Below are 18826 nucleotides of genomic sequence, written 5' to 3' on the forward strand. Positions count from 1 at the left end.
AATTCTATTTATTTATCCAACCAATACCTCAATCCCAATAACAAGAATATCTGTTTATCCCTATTATACCCATTTTTATGTTGTAACAAAATATTTCTAATTTCTTTTCTATCCAAATAATCTAACAGTTTACTATCCTTCCCTATTAATAAATGTTCTACTTCTTCAAATGCCTCACGAAACCAAATGTTTGTTGGAGATTGAAACCCTAACTTGGGACGATCAACGATTTCTTTCGGCAATACTAATTTTGCGTATTCCCGGTGTATAATTTTTGTTTTTCCCATGGAAACCTTATAAGACAAAGGCAAAGAATCAAGAAAATCCATCAAGTCATAATCCAATAAAGGTACTCGACATTCTACAGAAAAATTCATTGTTATTTTATCTGTATACAATAAAAGATCATCCGGCAAATCCATACGTTGGTCTATTGCCATCATGCGTTCCGCTGAAGTTTTATAAAATTTACAATTCAATAAATTGTAATAGTATTCTATCAACTGGATGGATTTTTCTGATTTACTTCCCGTAAGAACCTCAATTTCTGTCGGAGTAAACAAACTATACACGCTTAAATAGCGACGTATATCATCTTTTATCGGTAAAGAATTAGCTCCTCTTATTAAAGATTCTTTTTTACACCCAGATAATTTAACCAAAGAAGCAACAATCTTCCAAAAAAACAAAGGATAATTTTCATGTAAGATCTCTCCTTGATAACGCCCATATCCTCCCAATGGCTCGTCTGCTCCTTGACCTGTCAAAACAACCTTCACCGTTTGCGCTGCCAATTTTGACAGGTAATACATTGGAATAAAAGAAGTTGTAGCCAATGGTTCTTCAACTATACGAGAACATTCTTCAAAAATACTAAAAAAAGAACTTGAAGAAATCTTCACAGTATGATGCTCTAATCCAAATTGTTTTGCAGTATAAGCTGCATTATCCAATTCATTTACGGCAAATTTAGAATCGAAACCAACCGTGAAAGCTTTCAGTTTTTGCGTTGAATGTTTTATTGCAGAACTTGCAACTAATGCAGAATCTATCCCCCCGCTTAATAATATTCCTAATTCCACATCTGACATCATTTGTCGTTCAACGGCTTTATCAAACCTCTCTCCATAAATCTTTACTGCTTCTCCAAATGATAAATCACAATATTGAACTTTATGAATATCATAACTTAAAACATCAAATTCTATATTTCTTTCTTTTACTCTACAACACATATAGTGCCCGGGAGGTAATTTCTTTACTCCTTTAAAAAGTGTGTATGGAGATGGTACATATCTCAATGACAATAAAATCGGCAAAACATCTTGATCCAACCCAACACGCAATGCCTGTTCAAGAGGACGGATCTCAGAAGAAAACATCAATGATTTTTCGTCATAATAATAATATAATGGTTTTACTCCATACTTATCCCGTGCCAATATCAATTCTCCCGTTCTCCTTTTCCAAAAAGCAAAAGCGAATATACCGTTTAAACGGTTTAATCCTTCAACTCCATTTTCTACTAAATAATATAATAACGTTTCAGAATCGGATAATCCTCTAAAATTCTGAAACCTTAACTGCTTTCTCAGATCTAAATGATTGTATATTTCTCCATTAAATACAAGTACATAATCTCCGCATCGACTTTCCATAGGTTGATTTCCCGCTTCAGACAATTCAACAATGGATAATCTAGTATGAGCTAAATCAATCTGATTCCTTTCAAACACGTCATGTACTATTGATTGTCTATCAGGTCCCCGATGCTTGATTGTATTCAACAATTCAGAAGTAATCTCTCGATTTATCGCCCCCAAAATACCACACATACTTATTTATAATTGATTATCGTTTTCAATTCATTCACCACACTCAAATCTATTTCTAATACAAACGTATTTGTTTCTACAACTTTGTCATAAGACGGTGAAAACCAACCTAACGATGACTTAACATCTCCTTTTATCAATTTTCCCTCATGAAATAAATGATTTTTTATAACAATATTTTTAGTTTGCCCAACCTCTATCATCAACTCGTCATATACATGGTTCACTCGAACACTCGGATAGAAGTGTAAATAGAAAAAAGCTCTCAGTCCTCCCTGTCCTTTTATTGAATCTTCTATACACACTTGTTTCTCTTCAATCCTTATATTTCTTTTATGCAATACATTCATCCCCTTTCTCACGTATCCATCATGCCAAGCCGTACAATAAACCATATTTCTTTCTGCTGAATATGCTTCTATGTGTACATTCGGGTTACTCATCCAAAACATTCCCGTTCCTAAAATAGCTTGATCTTTTCCTTCAACAGCTATGGTATTATGAGAATGCACACCATGAAAATAATCTCTTAGCCTGCGATATTTTATATTATATTGATACGAACCAGTGTCTACCAATATGGGATTTCTCTCGTAATAAAATTGAAAACTCAATATATCCGAATGCCCGTGTGACATAGTTGGCAACAAACCAATTTGCCCCACATCAAATAACAAATCAATTTTATCATCCGAATAACGAAAATATCCGGAATCATTATACAATGTCATTTTAGTTGATTTTCGAGGAACTGTCCTTTTACAAGAAAAATATCTCGTAAAACCCTCCATCCCCAACAACACATAATTTCTTAAATCAAAATGATAATTATCTTCAACCCTTTTCCCAAACAACACTCCAAAATCATTTAACATGGATTCATAGATATCAAATGAACCATCAGGATAAGGATAAATCAATTGAGCATCATCATTATCACCTACATGTATAAATACCCCATTTGACACCTTCATATCGCTCAGGAAAGAATAAGCATTTTCAATTCGTTCTTTAACTTCATTTTTCCAAATTAAACCTGTCCGTTGACAAAACAAAAACGACATCATAAACAAATTCAAATATGAAGCTTGATAACGAGTTGCTTGTTCTTTATTAAAACCATCCTTATGAATTAATCTTAATACCTCTTCTTGTAATTCTTGAAAACACGCTTCTAAATCTTGTTTTGAATGTTCAAAATCAAACGATGCAGTAATTGCTATTAATCCTGCCAACTCACCTACATGATGATTTCCTTTAGAAGAATAAAGGGAAAGATGCGATTTTAGAAATCTATAATGTAATTCTATCAGATCATTGAAAAATACACTAAATGACCTATCATCATCCACTAAATCCAATAAACTCTTGAAAACAATTAAATTTATTGCACGAATTCCAACAACATTACCAGACTTCCAAGCAACATTATATAGAAAAGGATTTTGTTTATACCATTCTTTTAATGTACACTTTAATTTCCCAATTCCATCAATATCATTATTTGCAATATAATTAGCGACCAAAGGAACCAATTGATACAAACGTGAAAGTTCATATATATATTTTACTTCTCCTTGAGAATAATCAAAATCATTTATCTCATGCACAAAGCGAGATTTACAAACCATCTTATTCTTAGCATCATAATTCCAATTCGTGTGATGCACAATATCATCAATGACAGTATTCAATAATTTAAATACATAAATATTGCCAAATGACTGATGAACAATTCTACTAATATCATCTCGTGAATAATATTCTTTCAACAAATATTTCCATCTAAAATTATGCTTTAAAGGAGGATTTTTAGCCCATTTTTTATCCCGCCAATGATATTGAATTTGTTGATTAACCCTATAAATTTCTTCATAAGGATGTTGCATTATACGCCATCTATCAAATAACCATCTAAGCTGATACATCATTCAACAATTTATACAATAATTCATTGTTACGTTTCACCTTTTCTTTTACGAGTCTATATTTCTTCTCTAACTCACATCTTACGTCCATTCGTCGTTCAAGCAATTCTCGAAAGAGAGGCATTAAAACATTAACTGACAACTGGCTCATCGGAATCGCGTATCTTTCCACCCCGAACATCTTCATAAATTCTGTGGATTTCTGTTGGTATGAAATTGATAACGTCGGAGTAAAACTTTTTAAACCGTAAACGACAGAATGCGTTTTCGTTCCTATAAAAACATCTACCTTGGCTATCAAATTAGCAGTTTCTATAGAATTCAAATCTCCATCGATTACTCTTATTCGCTCTCTGTGTTTTACTTCATTTATCATCTCTCGGGCAATCTTTCTATCCCCCTCGCTAAAACTCTTATCCTCCATTGGAATAACAAGTACTTGACAGTTAAATTCCGCCAAAATAGCATCAAAAATATTAGCCATTAGCTTCACGTATACCTCTTTTGAGAAATAATGTTTAAAATAAATATGATGTATTGTTACTCCCACTATAAAATCCGCCTCCCCACATTCAATAAAATCCTCTATTCGTATCCGGTCATCTACAGGAACTGGAGTCATAAAAACCGTTTCAGCCGTGACCTCACAATTTTTCTTATTATATTCTGCCAATGAATTACTTTCCCTCAATGTCACACAATCACATTTTGATAATACTCTATTAGCCAAAATTCGTTCAATCTTACCAGCACAACCTTTATACGGGCCTACTGTTTGAGCATAAACCATCGTCTTCTTTCCCAGTAATTGAGCAAACCTCATAGCGTAATAATGAGATAAATTATTTATTAACGAATTAAAAGAGGTAAAAAAATGCCCGCCGGGCAGAACGATTACATCCGCTTTCAAATAATTAGAGATAGTTTTTCGCTTTCGATATGGCAATGGCAATTTAATACCACACTTATAAAAAAATAAAATAAAGATGGAATAGAAAAACCAAATCACTTCTTTTAATAATTCATATATCATCAAAAATGTTGAAGAAGCCTGCCTTGCTTTCCAAACACTGAAAAGATATTCTCCTGTTTGAACATTATATTCTTTTTCCGCTTTATCAACATCAAAAGCAGTGACAACAACCTCATATCCATCTTCACGAAAAGCATCGATCATTGTCTGAGCTACTGAATTATCCCCTTTATTTGCATTATAACATTGTATCAACAAGATATTCTTAGCCATTTTATAGAAAGATATTTGATTACTTTACACATGAATAAAACTCCGTTATTAATTCCTTTTGTACCCAACAACAATTTATATGTTCGTTCAAAATACACGAACAAATAAATAAAGAACAAGCCTACAAAAGAATTTGATTTCAAAAAATGTATATTAGCATATACTCCCTTTCTCAAAACAATCTTGTTTTTATATCCATTTACAATCAATTTTTCTTTAAATACAGCGTGATTTGCTTGCACGAAATCCGCTAATTCTTCCTTTTGCAAGGATACTATCTCTTTTGCAGACATCTCACCAACGATAGCTTCAGCTCTTTCTGTACGAACAAGCACTAGATTACGTCCTATCTTATCTTGTCCAAACTTAGGCAACCATGCATCACAAACTGAAATATCAGCTTCGTATCCGGTAGCATCCACGCAATGGGAACATCCATCCGGGGTAAATAATGAAGAAGATAAAACCATTCCCCAAGAATATTTATTTCCGTGTACGATTTTGCGTTCACAATCATCACACACCTTTATTTTCAAAAAACCGGGCCATCCCTCTCCTCTATTACGAATCAATTTCACGTCTTCTTTCCTTATTCCCAAATGTCTCAAAGAATATTCATACCCTTTCAATGAAGGTGTGTGTCCACATACTAAACTAATTTTCAAGAAAAATTTGCCATTCAATTTTTTCCACACCTTCTCCAAGTTACTCAACATTTGAATATGACAAGGTAATCCGACAACAGCCACTCTTTCACATGAAACCTCCAACAATTCACTCACGATGCTACCATAAGAAGTCGGTGCATAAACCGAACCCTTGGAAGCTAACACCTCCTCTTTAGTAAAACAAATCCTCAATTTAGAACGTAACGGAAATTTTTCATCTCGTGTTGCAGCAATAACCGCATCGACATATTTATTATCCAGCAAAAAAATCAAAAACGATGTTGTAAATCCCCCGGACGCACAATCATAACGCAAGTCTTTATCATTAGAATAACCACTATAGATAGTCCTATACTCTCCAACTAACAAACAACCTGAATTATTACACCATGTATAAACCGGACAAATCTTCTGACATAACCCACAATCCACACATTTGCTTTCATCTATTTGAGTAACGTAAAATCCCTTCTCCTTATCAAATAAGGTTCTAATACATTTCTGTGGACAAATTTCACCACATCCTCCACATCCTGTACATAATCGATTTTCGATAACCGAACGAATATTTCTCATCTAATCAACACTTTCACAAACTCTTATAAAAATCAACAACCGTTTGCTCTGAATATCTCTCCAATACTATTTTCCGAGGAGCATATAAATCATAATTCTCTATTATTTTTATAATAGCTTTTTCAAATTCCTCAACATCCCTCTTTTTATCTTTTGTATATTTCACTAACTCTCCTGATACTCCAGAAATCACAAATTCAGAAAAAGCACATATATCATATGTAATTACAGGAATACCACAACTCATAGCCTCTAAAGCCACTAGCCCTAAACTCTCGCTTTTGGAGGGCATTAACAAAATATCAACTGAATGATAAAAATTAGGCATTAAAGATTTAGGACACTTATCAACCACAGATAAAGGTATTTCCTCTTTCGCAAATAAATTAAGAAAACAAGAAGCATCTCTCCCGTATTTTATTACTCTGTAGGAAATAATTTTTGAGGTTTTCTTTTTCAAATAAACATAACTCTTCAAAACACCCTCCAAAATATCTACTCCTTTTCCCATTGTTAAAGATGAAGCATAACCAATTACAAACTCATTCCTACCAGACGATTTCTCCTCTAAATTAAATAAATCCGTATTTACTCCTCCACTAGGAGAAACCTTAACATTCTCATCAACAACCTCTAAAATATCCTTCACTCGTTCTTTAAAATAACATGAAGGGGCTATATGACAACACTCTTTAACCCTAGGCTTCAACATTCTTAACATATTCTGAACAAAAAATGTCTTACCCACTAGCTCATTTCCATGCCAATGTATATATATTTTTTTTCTATATTTCCTTTTTCTAAAAAACAGAGGAAAAGCGAAGGGAGCATGATTTACATAGAGAATATCATACGGGGCTAATCTCACCCTTAACAAACACCACCAAAACTTCAAATAAGCCCAAATTTTAGCTAAAGAGCCCAAATTATGTAATCGAAGAACCAACAAATCAACTTGAAAGCCAGCATTCAATAAACACTGATACATCGTTTTCACATATGTCGAATAATTCGGTAATTCTTCGGTTGGATAACCATTATTAATAAATAATATTCTCTTCATACGAACCACTATTTGAATAATAACTTTAATTTAGCTATCGGATTAAACAAAAACTTTAATCCATCAACCACCAATACAGAATCACGTTTGTTCAAGGTGTGAAAACCAAATTTATAAGGTTGTACTGCCATATATCGTTTAACAACCTTTTCTTGAAAAGGTTCAAAAGAATTCAACATATTAATAGTACATCCTTCACCATAAGAACTAGTACATATTTGAGCAGCTCTATACAAATTTCCTCCAATAGTAAATATTCCTCCTGCACATCTTCCAGCAGAAACATCCGACTTTACTGCATTCTCTCCTACTTTCATATAATCTCCCAAAAAAGAAGATGCACAAAAACAATACAAATCAGAATTTACATTTTTCCCTTCTTGTGTACACAATAAATAATACGTTTCCCGGAATTTATATATTACAGGATCTACAGCAGGAAAATCCAACAACACCTTCACAAATTCCAGTTCTTTCGCAATAGTATTATAACGATAAACACTCAATTTCCCACTCGCAGCATTTTCCGGTAAAACAAAAACCTCCCCTTTTTCTTCAATAATAAATGGAAAGGATAAATGAGTGGCTAACTCTAATATAACTTTCCTTTCAAGTAATTGAGTTGTCTTTCGGTCTATCACCAATAATGTTATAACCCCTCTCCACTCTGAATAAAAAAATTCTTCAACAAGAACTTCAACAAAATCTTCATTAACCGATAATAAAAAAGGATCTGCAAAAAAACGATCTCGATAAGAATGCTTCAACCAAGAAATCCTTGCTAAAGAAAAATCTGTATCAATAAAAGAAGTTAATCCGATATTCCAATGGAACAAACTACTTTTCACATACAATTTTTGAAAAATGTCCATTAGAATCTTTGAAGTTTTAAATTCAACATGCTGAAAAATAACATTTCAATAAATTTACTATTTGCCAATACCCATTCCCCGTTATAATGAACTTCTGGAGCTCCAACATATGCTTTAAATTCATAAACGCTATTAGAAGAACGTTTTCCGGGTCCTATTCTCCCAAAATCAAACCTTTTCACTCCCTGCTTTTTTAAATAAGACAATATTGATTCTATCATAAAATAAGTGGTTCCATGTATTTCTCTACTTAAATTAAAATTAGCAGCTATGGTATCATATGAAAAATCTCCTTGTACGTAAACAATTCTTGCACAAATAGGAATACTATCTTTTGTATACACAAAAAATAATTTCATTCGAGTATCCAATAGTAAACAAGAGAGAGCATCATTAGATAACTCATACCCTAACTTTTTAGTTTGGGATAATTCTCTAAACATTTCACAAACGATCTCAATATCGTTCTTCGTCGGTTTTTCTATATATTTAAAAACCAATTCATTCTTAATCCCTTGCCTTACTTTTTTTCTCCAATTTTTTGTTCTTTCCATATCAATATCTAAATCCACTAGAATAGACAAAGGACACACACTTTGAACTAGTGGACGAACATATCCTGCTTGACGAATCCCGATCTCATAATCTACACTATACAAGTCAGAACTCGATACCCATACAAAAAAGTACTTACCCCGAGAGTACTCCGCAATATCATTATAAAATTTTTGTATTTGTATTCTTGTAATATTTTTCTTTTTAGCTTCACCCTTTATCTGTAGAATACTTCCCAAAAAAGAAAGTTTGCGTATCATCCCCCAAGCACAAATCATGGTTTCATCTTCTTGGTCAATAAAATATAAAACTTTCTCTTTTTTTAAAGCAAGTTGATAATCATGCCATCCTTTTGACTGATCAAAAGAAATATATGACATTCTTGTTTGTTTTTCAAAAAAAACAGTTTCATTGACAAGCATAATAATTTCTTCTAATTTCTATATAATTTTTTTTGAACAAATCTCTTTACCTCCGATATTCCACAACGTGAATTTTTTCTTTATTTCCAACCCAGATTTAATTTGAGTTTTCAATGCTGGAACATTGTGGCGTACAACGAAAACATATATATTCTTTATATTATTTTGATAACAATACTTTATCCGAAAGTCATTTATTAAATGATGATATCCTTTTCCCCTAAAACCGAATTGCGTATAATCATCAAATAATAATGCTGAAGAATATGGTAAATCAAAATTAAAAGTAGTAGTTATTTCCATACGTTTTAAACTAAGCCAAGCAAAACAAGCTAATTTTCCATCTTCAAACACCCCAAACCCTTTCATTGTTTTATCTTGAAATCTCTCCTCGTAAATCCGTTTTTTTTCTTTTGTAAAAAAAGAAGCATCTATATCCCTAGCAAAATCGGATAACTTAAGTAGTCGCACCTCTACTCTTTCTGGTAACACAATCACTTTATTCCTTGATTTTATGGACATCAAATAATATGTATTCCACGAAATACAAAATAGCTTTCTAAAAACAAATTTTAGGCCTAAGCCTATAGCATTCTTTATTCCATACAATTCTACTTTCTTTCTAAAAACCAAAAAAATATTTCTCATAAATTAAATAAAAAACATTCACATTCAATATGTTCTAAATCCAGAAAGGCATATTTGTTTTAATAGGTTCCAAAATGCTATAAATACAATAAATCGCAATAAATTAAATATCAAGAATTCTCCATAACATGAGAGCAATAAACAATACGTAAAAATCATATAGAATAAAAAACCATTCTGAGAACAGTATTTACGAGCTTTCATATAAAAATATTCATACCAATACCCTATTATTAAAGGCACAATAAATAAACCTATATAACCAAAATCCAAATAAATTTGGGCTACAATAGTAGGAGGATAACCAACATCTTCACTACTACCAAAAAATAATTCATGATTTAATTTTATAGCTGGATTAATTTGCTCCCCAGGCAACATACTATAAAAAGAAAAAAATAATGATTCACCTTTTGTATATCCTATTATCTCAGGAACTGAATCTATGATTTTTTGCGTTCGATAACCAATATCTTCAACTGTCAACACAATAAAATTCCACAATGTTGTAATCGGATTAGAATAATCTATTTTTCCCGACTCCAAATAATAAATTAAACGCTCATCACTACCGTATAAAATACTCACTATTCGTAATAATATAAAAAGTACAAGTACAATAAAAGTAATGTATAATGTCTTCTTTGATGATACTTTTTCCGAACAATAAAAAACAAAAAATGAAGAAAAAAAAACAATACTAAGTACACTCCTACTACCTAACAAGGAAACAATCCCTATAATACAAATACTCCAAAAAATATAAGAAATACAAGAAACCTGTTTGATAATATATTTTTTCGTCAAAACATACACAAAGTAGATTAATCCTAACGATAACAACAAAGACCAAAAAGTTCCCATTGGAATTCCGTGAAGCCAATTTAATCGAAAAGTATCTGCATTATTTATTCCTATCCTCAAATATTGAAATACAATAAGAAATAAATATATAACAGTCATACATTTTGATAAAAAATAAAGAGCCTTAGACTGTATTACATTCCCAGCTCTAAAACAATTTTGAAAATTCAATCGATTAATTCCATAATCTCGATATTGAAATTGGCAAACAATAATCCCTAAATAGTAAGTTAAATAAAATATTACCAAACACAAGAATAATCTAAATGAAAATTTATAGAAACCCAACATATTTATTAAAATATACAAAAATGGGAATCCGATTTTAGGTGAAAATAGATTTATAGCATTAATCTTAACCAACATATTATCAAAGTAAATCTATACTTATTCATGATATAAACCAAGTAATTGACACAACCATTGATGAATTTCACATTCTTGCAATTTTATTTTTAAAGCAGAGTCATTATTGTTATTGACAATCCACTGATGCAAATCTTGCCAAACTATATTTATATCACGAACTTGCTCTCCTTCACCACTTTGTTGTAATAGAATTTGGTTAGTTGTTAATAATTTTTTGCCTTTTGCTAAAGCAAGAACCACTCTTTGAGAATAGCCATTCTGTTCATAACTTTCAATGTCCAAAACACAATCAGAACTCATTAATTTCTTATTTATATCATCTAACATAATTGTTTCATTAACAACAATACCTTCTAATAACCGCATAAAATCTTCAGATTTCGTCTTTAGCCATTCTCTATATTGCGCATTTTCCGTTAATAGTGTTTTATTATATAAACGAATATAATATTGTAATTCTGGATTATTTTGTAAAAGAGATACTATTACTTCTGCCCTATGTATTGAAAATTTCCCAACAAAAAAAAGATCATATCGTTCTTTTTCATCCAAACAAGAAAAATTTTTGTCTATATACCAAAAATTAGGAAGATATACTATGTTAAACTCTTTTGCATCAGCATAATCAAATGTATAAACTCTATCGTAGTATGAAAGATATTTTATAAAATTGAATTGATGTAAACTATCCCACAAATAATAAATGGTTTGCAAATTACAATTCTCAGATTTCATTTTCTCTATAAACCGTCGTGATAGAGGTATATTTATAGTAAGCAAATACTCAAACTTTAAAGATTCTATTTGACTTTCACAATATAGACTATAATCATCAAAATCATCTTTAAATAACGTATATATTTTTCGCAGAAAATTAAATTTTGATTTACAAAAAATCGGCATATAAATTGATTTTTTAGGATAAACAATCTTTGTAACAGTAAATCCCAAATCAAATAATGCATTTTCAATTATCTCTGGATAACTATAAAAATTAGGTACAGTTAATAATATGCGTTTAGAATTCATTAGCTTCATGAATATGACAATTTCAACAGATTAAAGTGAAGTAATTTATCAATTAAGTAAAAACTTATTGCTACAGAAATCAATTCCGTTACTGTATAAGATAACAAATTACCAGCAATACCAATATATTTTGTGAATAAATAAGTAACACATATTTTAAAAACAACGACTACAATAACTCGTATTATTTCACCTTTAAATTCTCGTGACAATATTAACATTGAAGAAGTCCATTGAAAACAGAAAGACAACAATGCCCCTACAGCAACAATTATATAAAGTCTAAAAGTATTATTAAAGTCGCTTCCCATAAAAAGAGATGTATATAAATAATACGTTAATAAGGAACTAGCAAATAAAGGTGCTACAGCATATTTCACAATCCTAAAAATCTTACTAATATGAGAACGAACTAAATTAGGTGCATTTTTCTTACAACACTCTACAAATAAAGGATTAAAGTTAATTTGAATTGCAGAAGATATTATATTTATTGTCTTTGTAAAAGTCATCACAAAAGCAATTATTCCAATTTCTTTTAATGACAAGTAGTAGCCTGCAATTAAAACCAAAAGATTATTATTCATTTCACTAATAACTGTCATAAATAATCCCATCAAACCATATACTAAGTGTTTCTTTATCCAAAATCCAACTCCTTTTAGAGTAAACCATCTTCTAAAAAAAAACAGAAAATATATTACAAGAATTAGTTCTGCAAAGAAATAAGCATATAAACAGCATTCTATTCCTTTCTCTAATAAAACAGAAATAATTGTAAATAAGCATATCAATGTCCAGCGCAAAGTTCTTGCAATAGAATATTGCTTCATTTTTCTAGCTGCATTAAAAACAGCAATAAAATTCTTATTTATTGCAAATAAGGGTATTGCAAATACTATATATGAAAATGACTTCTCCACTTCAATAGTACTAAAAATTGAAACACCCAAAAAAGAAAGAACATATAATATACTAATAACTAATGCTGAAGAAACTATCATTATTAAAATAGAGGAAGTTAATATACTTCCCATTTCAAATTTATCTTCAATATGCTCCGATATATATTTTAATGTCGAAGTTTCTATCCCCATACAAGAAATTGCTGTAAAGAGTGTATAAAGAACTATTACTTGGGAATAAACACCTAAGATCGTGGTAGAATAATATCCATTTATTAAAGTTTGCAATAACAAACCAGAACATCCCACAACCCCCATCCCAACCAATGTCCAAATCGTGTCAGATACAAATTTAATTCTTAATTTATCAATTAAAAATTTAGTTAATATCATATCCTATTTTTTGAAAACGTTCATTCTCATCACGAAAATTCTTTTACTCAAAACAATTTCAGACAATCTATAACCCTCTCACACGCCATACCATCCCCATAAGGATTCACCGCCTTACTCATCTTCTCGTAATACCCCTCGTCCTCCAACAACCTCGAAACCTCACCCACGATTTTCTCGAAATCCGTTCCCACAAGTTTTACCGTTCCGGCTTCCAATGCCTCCGGACGTTCCGTGGTATCGCGCATCACGAGTACAGGTTTTCCCAAACCGGGAGCCTCCTCTTGAATACCCCCGCTATCCGTCAGCACGATGGTTGATTTTTCCATCAAATACACGAAAGACAAATATTCCAACGGTTCGATAAAGAACATATTAGAAGTCGACTTCTCCCCGAACACCTCCCGAATAGGTTTCCGCACGTTGGGGTTCAGATGCATCGGGTACACGAAATCCACGTTAGGATACTTCTCCGTCAACGTTTTTATCGCCAAACACATGTGAATAAATCCTTGCCCGAAATTTTCTCTCCGGTGCCCCGTGATGAGTACTAATTTCCGCTCTCCGGTTTTCAAACGCTCCACATCATACCCGGCTTCCCGTAATTCTTCACGCAAAGAAATATTCAAACTATCATCATTCTTGATTTTATCCACCACCATGTATAAAGCATCAATCACCGTATTCCCCGTCACCACAATAGATTCCGGTTTAATTCCCTCTTCCAATAAATTCTGTCGACTTAAAGCCGTCGGGGCAAAATGATAAGCCGCAATGCGTCCCGTGATTTGCCTGTTCATCTCCTCCGGCCAAGGACTATAAATATTACGGGTACGCAATCCCGCTTCCACGTGTCCCACCGGAATTTGTTGATAGAAACTCGCTAAAGCCGCTGCTGTCGAAGTTGTCGTATCCCCGTGAACAAGTACCACATCCGGTTGTGCCTCTTTCAGCACGTCCCGCATCCCGGTTAAAACACGTGCCGTCACGTCATACAAATCCTGCCCTTGTTTCATGATATTCAAATCATAATCAGGCTCAATTTCAAATAAATGCAATACTTGGTCCAACATCTCCCGATGTTGTCCCGTCACGCACACGACCGTCTGAAACTCCTTCGGGTGTTTTTGAAATTCTTTCACCAAAGGAGCCATCTTTATAGCCTCGGGACGTGTCCCGAAAACCAACATTATTCTTTTCATCATTATTTCTTGTATATCCCGCAAAAATCAAGAATAACTTTCTCGTCCGTCCAAGACAATTCCTTAAATACATCATGAGCGACAAGCATCACCACAATATCCGCACGATCGTACGCTTCCCGGTAATCGGTCAACTTAAATATCTTATGCTCGCTGACATTCGGTTCCACAACCAAGATATCCGCGTTATTGCATCCCTGCATTACCTTCGTCGTGATATATTTTGCCGGGGATTCTCGTAAATCATCAATATTCGGCTTGAACGCCAAACCCATCATGGCGATAACAGGCTTACGATGATGCTTCAACTCAAATTTCAACATCTCGTTCTGAACCTTCTCCGCACACCAGAACGCCTTGTAATTATTAATTTCCCGAGCATCGGCAATAATCTTCGATTCCATGGGGAATTCGGCCGTGATAAAATAAGGATCCACGGCTATACAATGTCCCCCGACACCGCATCCCGGTTGCAGAATATTCACCCGCGGGTGTTTATTCGCCAAATTAATCAACTCCCACACGTTAATTCCCGCTTTGTCACAAATCAAAGAAAGCTCGTTTGCGAAAGCGATTTGCACATCTCGGGATGAATTCTCGGTCAATTTACACATCTCGGCAGTTCGGGCATTCGTGCGATGTAATGTACCTTGCACGAATTGAGCGTAAAACTCGATCGCTTTCTTGGTAGAAATCTCGTTTACACCTCCAATTACCCGGTCATTGTGTACCAACTCGTAAATAACATTTCCGGGCAGCACTCGTTCCGGACAATAAGCAATATAGATTTTATCCCGCAATTCCGGGCGTTCCGTGTAAATCAAATCCATCATCTTCTCGGTTGTACCAACCGGGGACGTAGACTCGATCACGTACAAATCACCCTCTTTCAGCAAAGGCAATACAGCACGGGTAGCTGCCTCCACGTAAGAAATATCCGGTTCATGATTCCCTTTAAACGGCGTGGGAACAACCATAAAATAAGCATCACTCTCTTCCGGGGCGACCGATGCCTTCAATGTCCCGTTCGCGACAACCTCCCCAAGCATCTCTTCCATACCGGGCTCTATGATATGAAGTTTTCCCTGATTCGTCAATTCGACAACTCTTGGATTTATATCAACTCCCGTTACCTGCACACCATGTTTTGCCGCAATTATTGCTGTAGGTAGACCGATATAGCCCAACCCCATAAAACAAGCCTTCATGTTCAAAATGTATTAATTAGTTTTTCATTATTCTCATTAAATAATTTTCCACGAATAACGGCAAGCGGGTATCGAACCATTGAATCGTGGTTTTCTCATCATAAATACCGTGCTCGGTTTCACCGTTTTTTTCTAAAATAATAAGTCCCTCTTCCACGAAATCAAAAAGAATGGAATCCACACGCAACCTTTCCGCACCGGATTTTTCTTTTATATCATCAATCGTAACAACCTTTCCGGCCTTCTTTTCCAAAAAGAATTTTACTTTCAACGCATCCCGTTCCTTACAATTACGGCATCCCGCTTCAATAAGCTTCTGTTCCAAACGAGCCGCTTCATCCCGTCTTTTCTTTATTTTAGAAGATAACCATACATGCAAAACCGTCCATAACACGATATCCAACACGATAAGCACGTTAATATTTATATAAAGGCATAACGTCATATTCAGAATAATAAACAACGATGCCAAGGCAAGAATCATGAACATGGCTTTACGATGGGAACACCCTAACGCAAGGAACTTGTGATGAATATGATTCTTATCCGGCAAGAAAAGCGGTTTACCCGCACGATACCGATGAAGTACCACCCGAATAACATCAAAACCGGGCACCAGCAACACGGAAAAAGCCACCACGATGAACGGGTAAGTCACCCCGCCACTCTCTTGTCTAACCAAGCAGGCAAACTTTACCGCTAATATACTTAATATCAATCCAATCACCAATGAACCCGTGTCACCCATGAATATCTTGTATCTCTTCTTCGCGATCCCGAAGACGTTGTAATAAAAAAAAGGTATTAACGCTCCCAACGTGGTAAAAGCCAACAAAGAACTCGTTTCTTTCCCCTCGTAAAGAAATAAAACACCCAAGAATAACAACGCCACACAACTCAGCCCGGAAGCCAAGCCGTCAATCCCGTCAATCAAATTCACGGCGTTGATAACAAACACGATTAAAAAAATTGTCAAAGGGACTCCCACCCAAGCGGAAATTTCCCACACTCCGCAAATACCGTACAAGTTATTCACCCACGTACCGGATAAAATGATCAACCCGGCAGCTATGATCTGGAACACAAATTTGACTCGCCAACTTACCCCCACAACATCATCCGCGATTCCAATCAAATATAACAGGATACATGCACACATCACCATGATAAAACCGGCTGTCATAAAATGTTCCATTACATTCGTATCAAACCGGGAAAACACGGAAACCGTGACCCCTATCGCGAAAAAGATAGCCGGAAAAAATGCCACCCCTCCCAAACGGGAAGATACACAAGTATGCACCTTCCTTGCATTGGGTTGATCTATCAAATGCTTACGGATAGATATAAATAATATCTTCGGTATAAGATACGCCGTTGCCAGCAGACTGATAAAAAAAGAAGAAAGAAACATACAACCGGAATTATTCTTTCACAACGTAATATTCATTACACGCCACAAACTCGCGTTTCGCCAAAATATAAAAAACTTCTGCCACCAAACTGAAATCAGCATCTTGCCCCATCTGATGCAAACGCTCGATTTTCTCATTCTCTTGCCGCACTACACTTACCCGCAGATGTGCCTGTTCTTCGTTCAACCGCTCCTGTTCTTCTTTTGGCAATTCCATCGCACCGATCACGTCATCGTACAGACAAATAGCGTCCCACCACGACAACAATACATCACGGTCGCCGCCTCGAATATATCCCAATGCCTCCGTGATAAGCCTGCCTGCCAATTCGCCACACACCTCGTCACCCGTGAAATAGTAGCAATTACATAGCAATCGACAAACATTCGGCGTCCGGCAAGGCAAGGCGATCTTGTCATTCCCTCTTATAGTCAGAATCCTATACGCCGCATCCAGACCATCGTTCAAATAACTCAAGTCCGAGTACAACTGGTAAACATCCATCATATCCGCCGCATAACCGGCACGGGAATCGACGGGTAAATCCTCGTTCGTCAACAACACCGAATACAACCGGGCAATTTCTTTTGCCCGCTCGTGAACATCATACGGGTTACCGAAATCACTCTCCAACCACGGGTACACGCGTACCATGGAGTATACTGTCAAGTAACCGTGTAACAAGCCCGACAACATTTCCGGGGGATACGACCGGATGTCAAGATCGTTCAATTGCTTGTACAAATCATGAAATAAGCCTTTTTCCATTTGTATTCTTGATTTACGATTTTAGATTTATGATTTTAATTGTACTTATTGACACTTTTTTAATCGCAAATCGTAATTCATAAATCTTAAATTAATTGTTTTGTTTTACTCTATTCTTTCGAGGAAAGAGCCCGGAATATAAGATGTGGCTATCGACGCCACTCCGTCCAAACGAATCACCACCCGCTTGTGCCCTTTCAAACGTACTAACTCTCCTTCCAGTCCCTGTAAAGGACCCTTGATAACCCGAACCCGATCTCCCCGTTTGAGGTTTTTATTCAAGATCTCGATACCACTGGTAGAGAAATCCAATAAAAACATGAAATTCTGCATTTGTCTATCGGGAACCACGAGAGAATGACGCCCTTCTATATCTTTCAAATAAACTATATTCAGTGAATGGTCATTAATCAAAGAAAAACTCGTGTTTTTATCCGTACGGATAAAAATCATCCCGTGAATCAAAAGTACACGGATCGTCTTGCGACCAAGCGGTGTATCTCGCACTTGCTCCTCACACGGGAGAAAGTTCTCGATTCCCAGCTCATCCAGTTTTTTCTTGATAAATAATTCCTGGTTCACCCGCGTGTAAGCGACATACCAGTTTATTTTCTTATCCTCGATCATGTAATTGTTGATTCTGCTTAAAAACGAACTTTCATCCCTCTACCATTTGCAAGGGACGAATTGACCGGACACGCTTCGCGCACTAACCTTATTACCGGTCCTGATTTATTGCCATGTGTTCCACGCACCTCACTTAAACAGTGACACAAATAGATGCACGAAAACTGTTTCGCAAAACGACATTTTAATCTGAAAAAACGATCGTTTATTGCGTTGCAAATATACAGCATTTT

At 34.7% G+C, this 18826-nt stretch carries 16 protein-coding genes; all 16 read right to left on the bottom strand.

The window, feature by feature from the left end; genetic code table 11:
• Positions 1-8: 8 nt before the first annotated feature.
• The 16 genes from asnB to ACK8P8_RS17500 all read right to left on the bottom strand — a co-directional run bounded on the left by asnB (position 9) and on the right by ACK8P8_RS17500 (position 18593).
• On the bottom strand, positions 9-1835 hold the full coding sequence (asnB, locus tag ACK8P8_RS17425) for an asparagine synthase (glutamine-hydrolyzing) (RefSeq protein ID WP_369858725.1): 1827 nt from the start codon (positions 1833-1835) through the stop codon (positions 9-11).
• A 2-nt stretch (positions 1836-1837) separates the two neighbouring features.
• On the bottom strand, positions 1838-3766 hold the full coding sequence (locus ACK8P8_RS17430) for a heparinase II/III family protein (RefSeq protein WP_369858726.1): 1929 nt from the start codon (positions 3764-3766) through the stop codon (positions 1838-1840).
• Positions 3750-5009 (bottom strand): polysaccharide pyruvyl transferase family protein, encoded by a 1260-nt coding sequence (locus ACK8P8_RS17435; protein WP_369858727.1) that lies wholly within the window; start codon positions 5007-5009, stop codon positions 3750-3752. The genes ACK8P8_RS17430 and ACK8P8_RS17435 overlap by 17 nt, the downstream gene beginning before the upstream one ends.
• A complete protein-coding gene (locus tag ACK8P8_RS17440; protein ID WP_369858728.1) occupies positions 4988-6253 on the bottom strand; it encodes a Coenzyme F420 hydrogenase/dehydrogenase, beta subunit C-terminal domain in 1266 nt (421 codons plus the stop codon). The genes ACK8P8_RS17435 and ACK8P8_RS17440 overlap by 22 nt, the downstream gene beginning before the upstream one ends.
• A 13-nt stretch (positions 6254-6266) precedes the next feature.
• A complete protein-coding gene (locus ACK8P8_RS17445; protein WP_369858729.1) occupies positions 6267-7316 on the bottom strand; it encodes a glycosyltransferase family 4 protein in 1050 nt (349 codons plus the stop codon).
• A gap of 8 nt (positions 7317-7324) precedes the next feature.
• Positions 7325-8164 (bottom strand): glucosamine inositolphosphorylceramide transferase family protein, encoded by an 840-nt coding sequence (locus tag ACK8P8_RS17450; protein ID WP_369858730.1) that lies wholly within the window; start codon positions 8162-8164, stop codon positions 7325-7327.
• 23 nt (positions 8165-8187) lie between these two features.
• On the bottom strand, positions 8188-9165 hold the full coding sequence (locus ACK8P8_RS17455; RefSeq protein WP_369858731.1) for a GNAT family N-acetyltransferase: 978 nt from the start codon (positions 9163-9165) through the stop codon (positions 8188-8190).
• An 18-nt stretch (positions 9166-9183) separates the two neighbouring features.
• Positions 9184-9813: a hypothetical protein gene (locus ACK8P8_RS17460; RefSeq protein WP_369858732.1), complete on the bottom strand. Its 630-nt coding sequence runs from the start codon at positions 9811-9813 to the stop codon at positions 9184-9186.
• A 24-nt stretch (positions 9814-9837) separates the two neighbouring features.
• The gene (locus tag ACK8P8_RS17465; protein ID WP_369858734.1) at positions 9838-11043 is read right to left on the bottom strand and encodes an O-antigen polymerase; all 1206 of its coding nucleotides are present in this window, start codon (positions 11041-11043) and stop codon (positions 9838-9840) included.
• A gap of 21 nt (positions 11044-11064) precedes the next feature.
• Complete coding sequence (locus ACK8P8_RS17470; protein WP_369858735.1) at positions 11065-12084, bottom strand: WaaS/CpsH family glycosyltransferase; 1020 nt, start codon at positions 12082-12084, stop codon at positions 11065-11067.
• Positions 12081-13373: an oligosaccharide flippase family protein gene (locus ACK8P8_RS17475; RefSeq protein ID WP_369858736.1), complete on the bottom strand. Its 1293-nt coding sequence runs from the start codon at positions 13371-13373 to the stop codon at positions 12081-12083. Before ACK8P8_RS17475 ends, ACK8P8_RS17470 begins: the two co-directional genes overlap by 4 nt.
• 47 nt (positions 13374-13420) lie before the next feature.
• Positions 13421-14575: a non-hydrolyzing UDP-N-acetylglucosamine 2-epimerase gene (gene wecB, locus ACK8P8_RS17480; protein ID WP_369859069.1), complete on the bottom strand. Its 1155-nt coding sequence runs from the start codon at positions 14573-14575 to the stop codon at positions 13421-13423.
• Between the two features lie 2 nt (positions 14576-14577).
• On the bottom strand, positions 14578-15783 hold the full coding sequence (gene wecC, locus ACK8P8_RS17485) for a UDP-N-acetyl-D-mannosamine dehydrogenase (RefSeq protein ID WP_369858737.1): 1206 nt from the start codon (positions 15781-15783) through the stop codon (positions 14578-14580).
• A gap of 16 nt (positions 15784-15799) precedes the next feature.
• Positions 15800-17197, bottom strand: coding sequence for an MraY family glycosyltransferase (locus tag ACK8P8_RS17490; RefSeq protein WP_369858738.1), 1398 nt, complete (start codon positions 17195-17197; stop codon positions 15800-15802).
• Positions 17198-17207: 10 nt separating this feature from the next.
• Positions 17208-17966 carry a hypothetical protein gene (locus ACK8P8_RS17495; RefSeq protein ID WP_369858740.1) on the bottom strand — a complete coding sequence of 253 codons (759 nt, stop codon included), beginning with the start codon at positions 17964-17966 and terminating at the stop codon, positions 17208-17210.
• Between the two features lie 105 nt (positions 17967-18071).
• Positions 18072-18593 (bottom strand): UpxY family transcription antiterminator, encoded by a 522-nt coding sequence (locus tag ACK8P8_RS17500; RefSeq protein WP_303179915.1) that lies wholly within the window; start codon positions 18591-18593, stop codon positions 18072-18074.
• Positions 18594-18826 lie beyond the last annotated feature (233 nt).

Origin of the sequence: Butyricimonas muris (assembly GCF_046365375.1) — a bacterium.
In the GTDB taxonomy this organism is placed as follows: Bacteria; Bacteroidota; Bacteroidia; order Bacteroidales; family Marinifilaceae; genus Butyricimonas; species Butyricimonas muris.

What these genes read in the sequence shown, in the direction of transcription:
- asnB (WP_369858725.1), bottom strand. Translation starts at nt 1,835, where the DNA reads ATGTGTGGTATTTTGGGGGCGATAAATCGAGAGATTACTTCTGAATTG.
- ACK8P8_RS17430 (WP_369858726.1), bottom strand. Translation starts at nt 3,766, where the DNA reads ATGATGTATCAGCTTAGATGGTTATTTGATAGATGGCGTATAATGCAA.
- ACK8P8_RS17435 (WP_369858727.1), bottom strand. Translation starts at nt 5,009, where the DNA reads ATGGCTAAGAATATCTTGTTGATACAATGTTATAATGCAAATAAAGGG.
- ACK8P8_RS17440 (WP_369858728.1), bottom strand. Translation starts at nt 6,253, where the DNA reads ATGAGAAATATTCGTTCGGTTATCGAAAATCGATTATGTACAGGATGT.
- ACK8P8_RS17445 (WP_369858729.1), bottom strand. Translation starts at nt 7,316, where the DNA reads ATGAAGAGAATATTATTTATTAATAATGGTTATCCAACCGAAGAATTA.
- ACK8P8_RS17455 (WP_369858731.1), bottom strand. Translation starts at nt 9,165, where the DNA reads ATGCTTGTCAATGAAACTGTTTTTTTTGAAAAACAAACAAGAATGTCA.
- ACK8P8_RS17460 (WP_369858732.1), bottom strand. Translation starts at nt 9,813, where the DNA reads ATGAGAAATATTTTTTTGGTTTTTAGAAAGAAAGTAGAATTGTATGGA.
- ACK8P8_RS17465 (WP_369858734.1), bottom strand. Translation starts at nt 11,043, where the DNA reads ATGTTGGTTAAGATTAATGCTATAAATCTATTTTCACCTAAAATCGGA.
- ACK8P8_RS17470 (WP_369858735.1), bottom strand. Translation starts at nt 12,084, where the DNA reads ATGAAGCTAATGAATTCTAAACGCATATTATTAACTGTACCTAATTTT.
- ACK8P8_RS17475 (WP_369858736.1), bottom strand. Translation starts at nt 13,373, where the DNA reads ATGATATTAACTAAATTTTTAATTGATAAATTAAGAATTAAATTTGTA.
- wecB (WP_369859069.1), bottom strand. Translation starts at nt 14,575, where the DNA reads ATGAAAAGAATAATGTTGGTTTTCGGGACACGTCCCGAGGCTATAAAG.
- wecC (WP_369858737.1), bottom strand. Translation starts at nt 15,783, where the DNA reads ATGAAGGCTTGTTTTATGGGGTTGGGCTATATCGGTCTACCTACAGCA.
- ACK8P8_RS17490 (WP_369858738.1), bottom strand. Translation starts at nt 17,197, where the DNA reads ATGTTTCTTTCTTCTTTTTTTATCAGTCTGCTGGCAACGGCGTATCTT.
- ACK8P8_RS17495 (WP_369858740.1), bottom strand. Translation starts at nt 17,966, where the DNA reads ATGGAAAAAGGCTTATTTCATGATTTGTACAAGCAATTGAACGATCTT.
- ACK8P8_RS17500 (WP_303179915.1), bottom strand. Translation starts at nt 18,593, where the DNA reads ATGATCGAGGATAAGAAAATAAACTGGTATGTCGCTTACACGCGGGTG.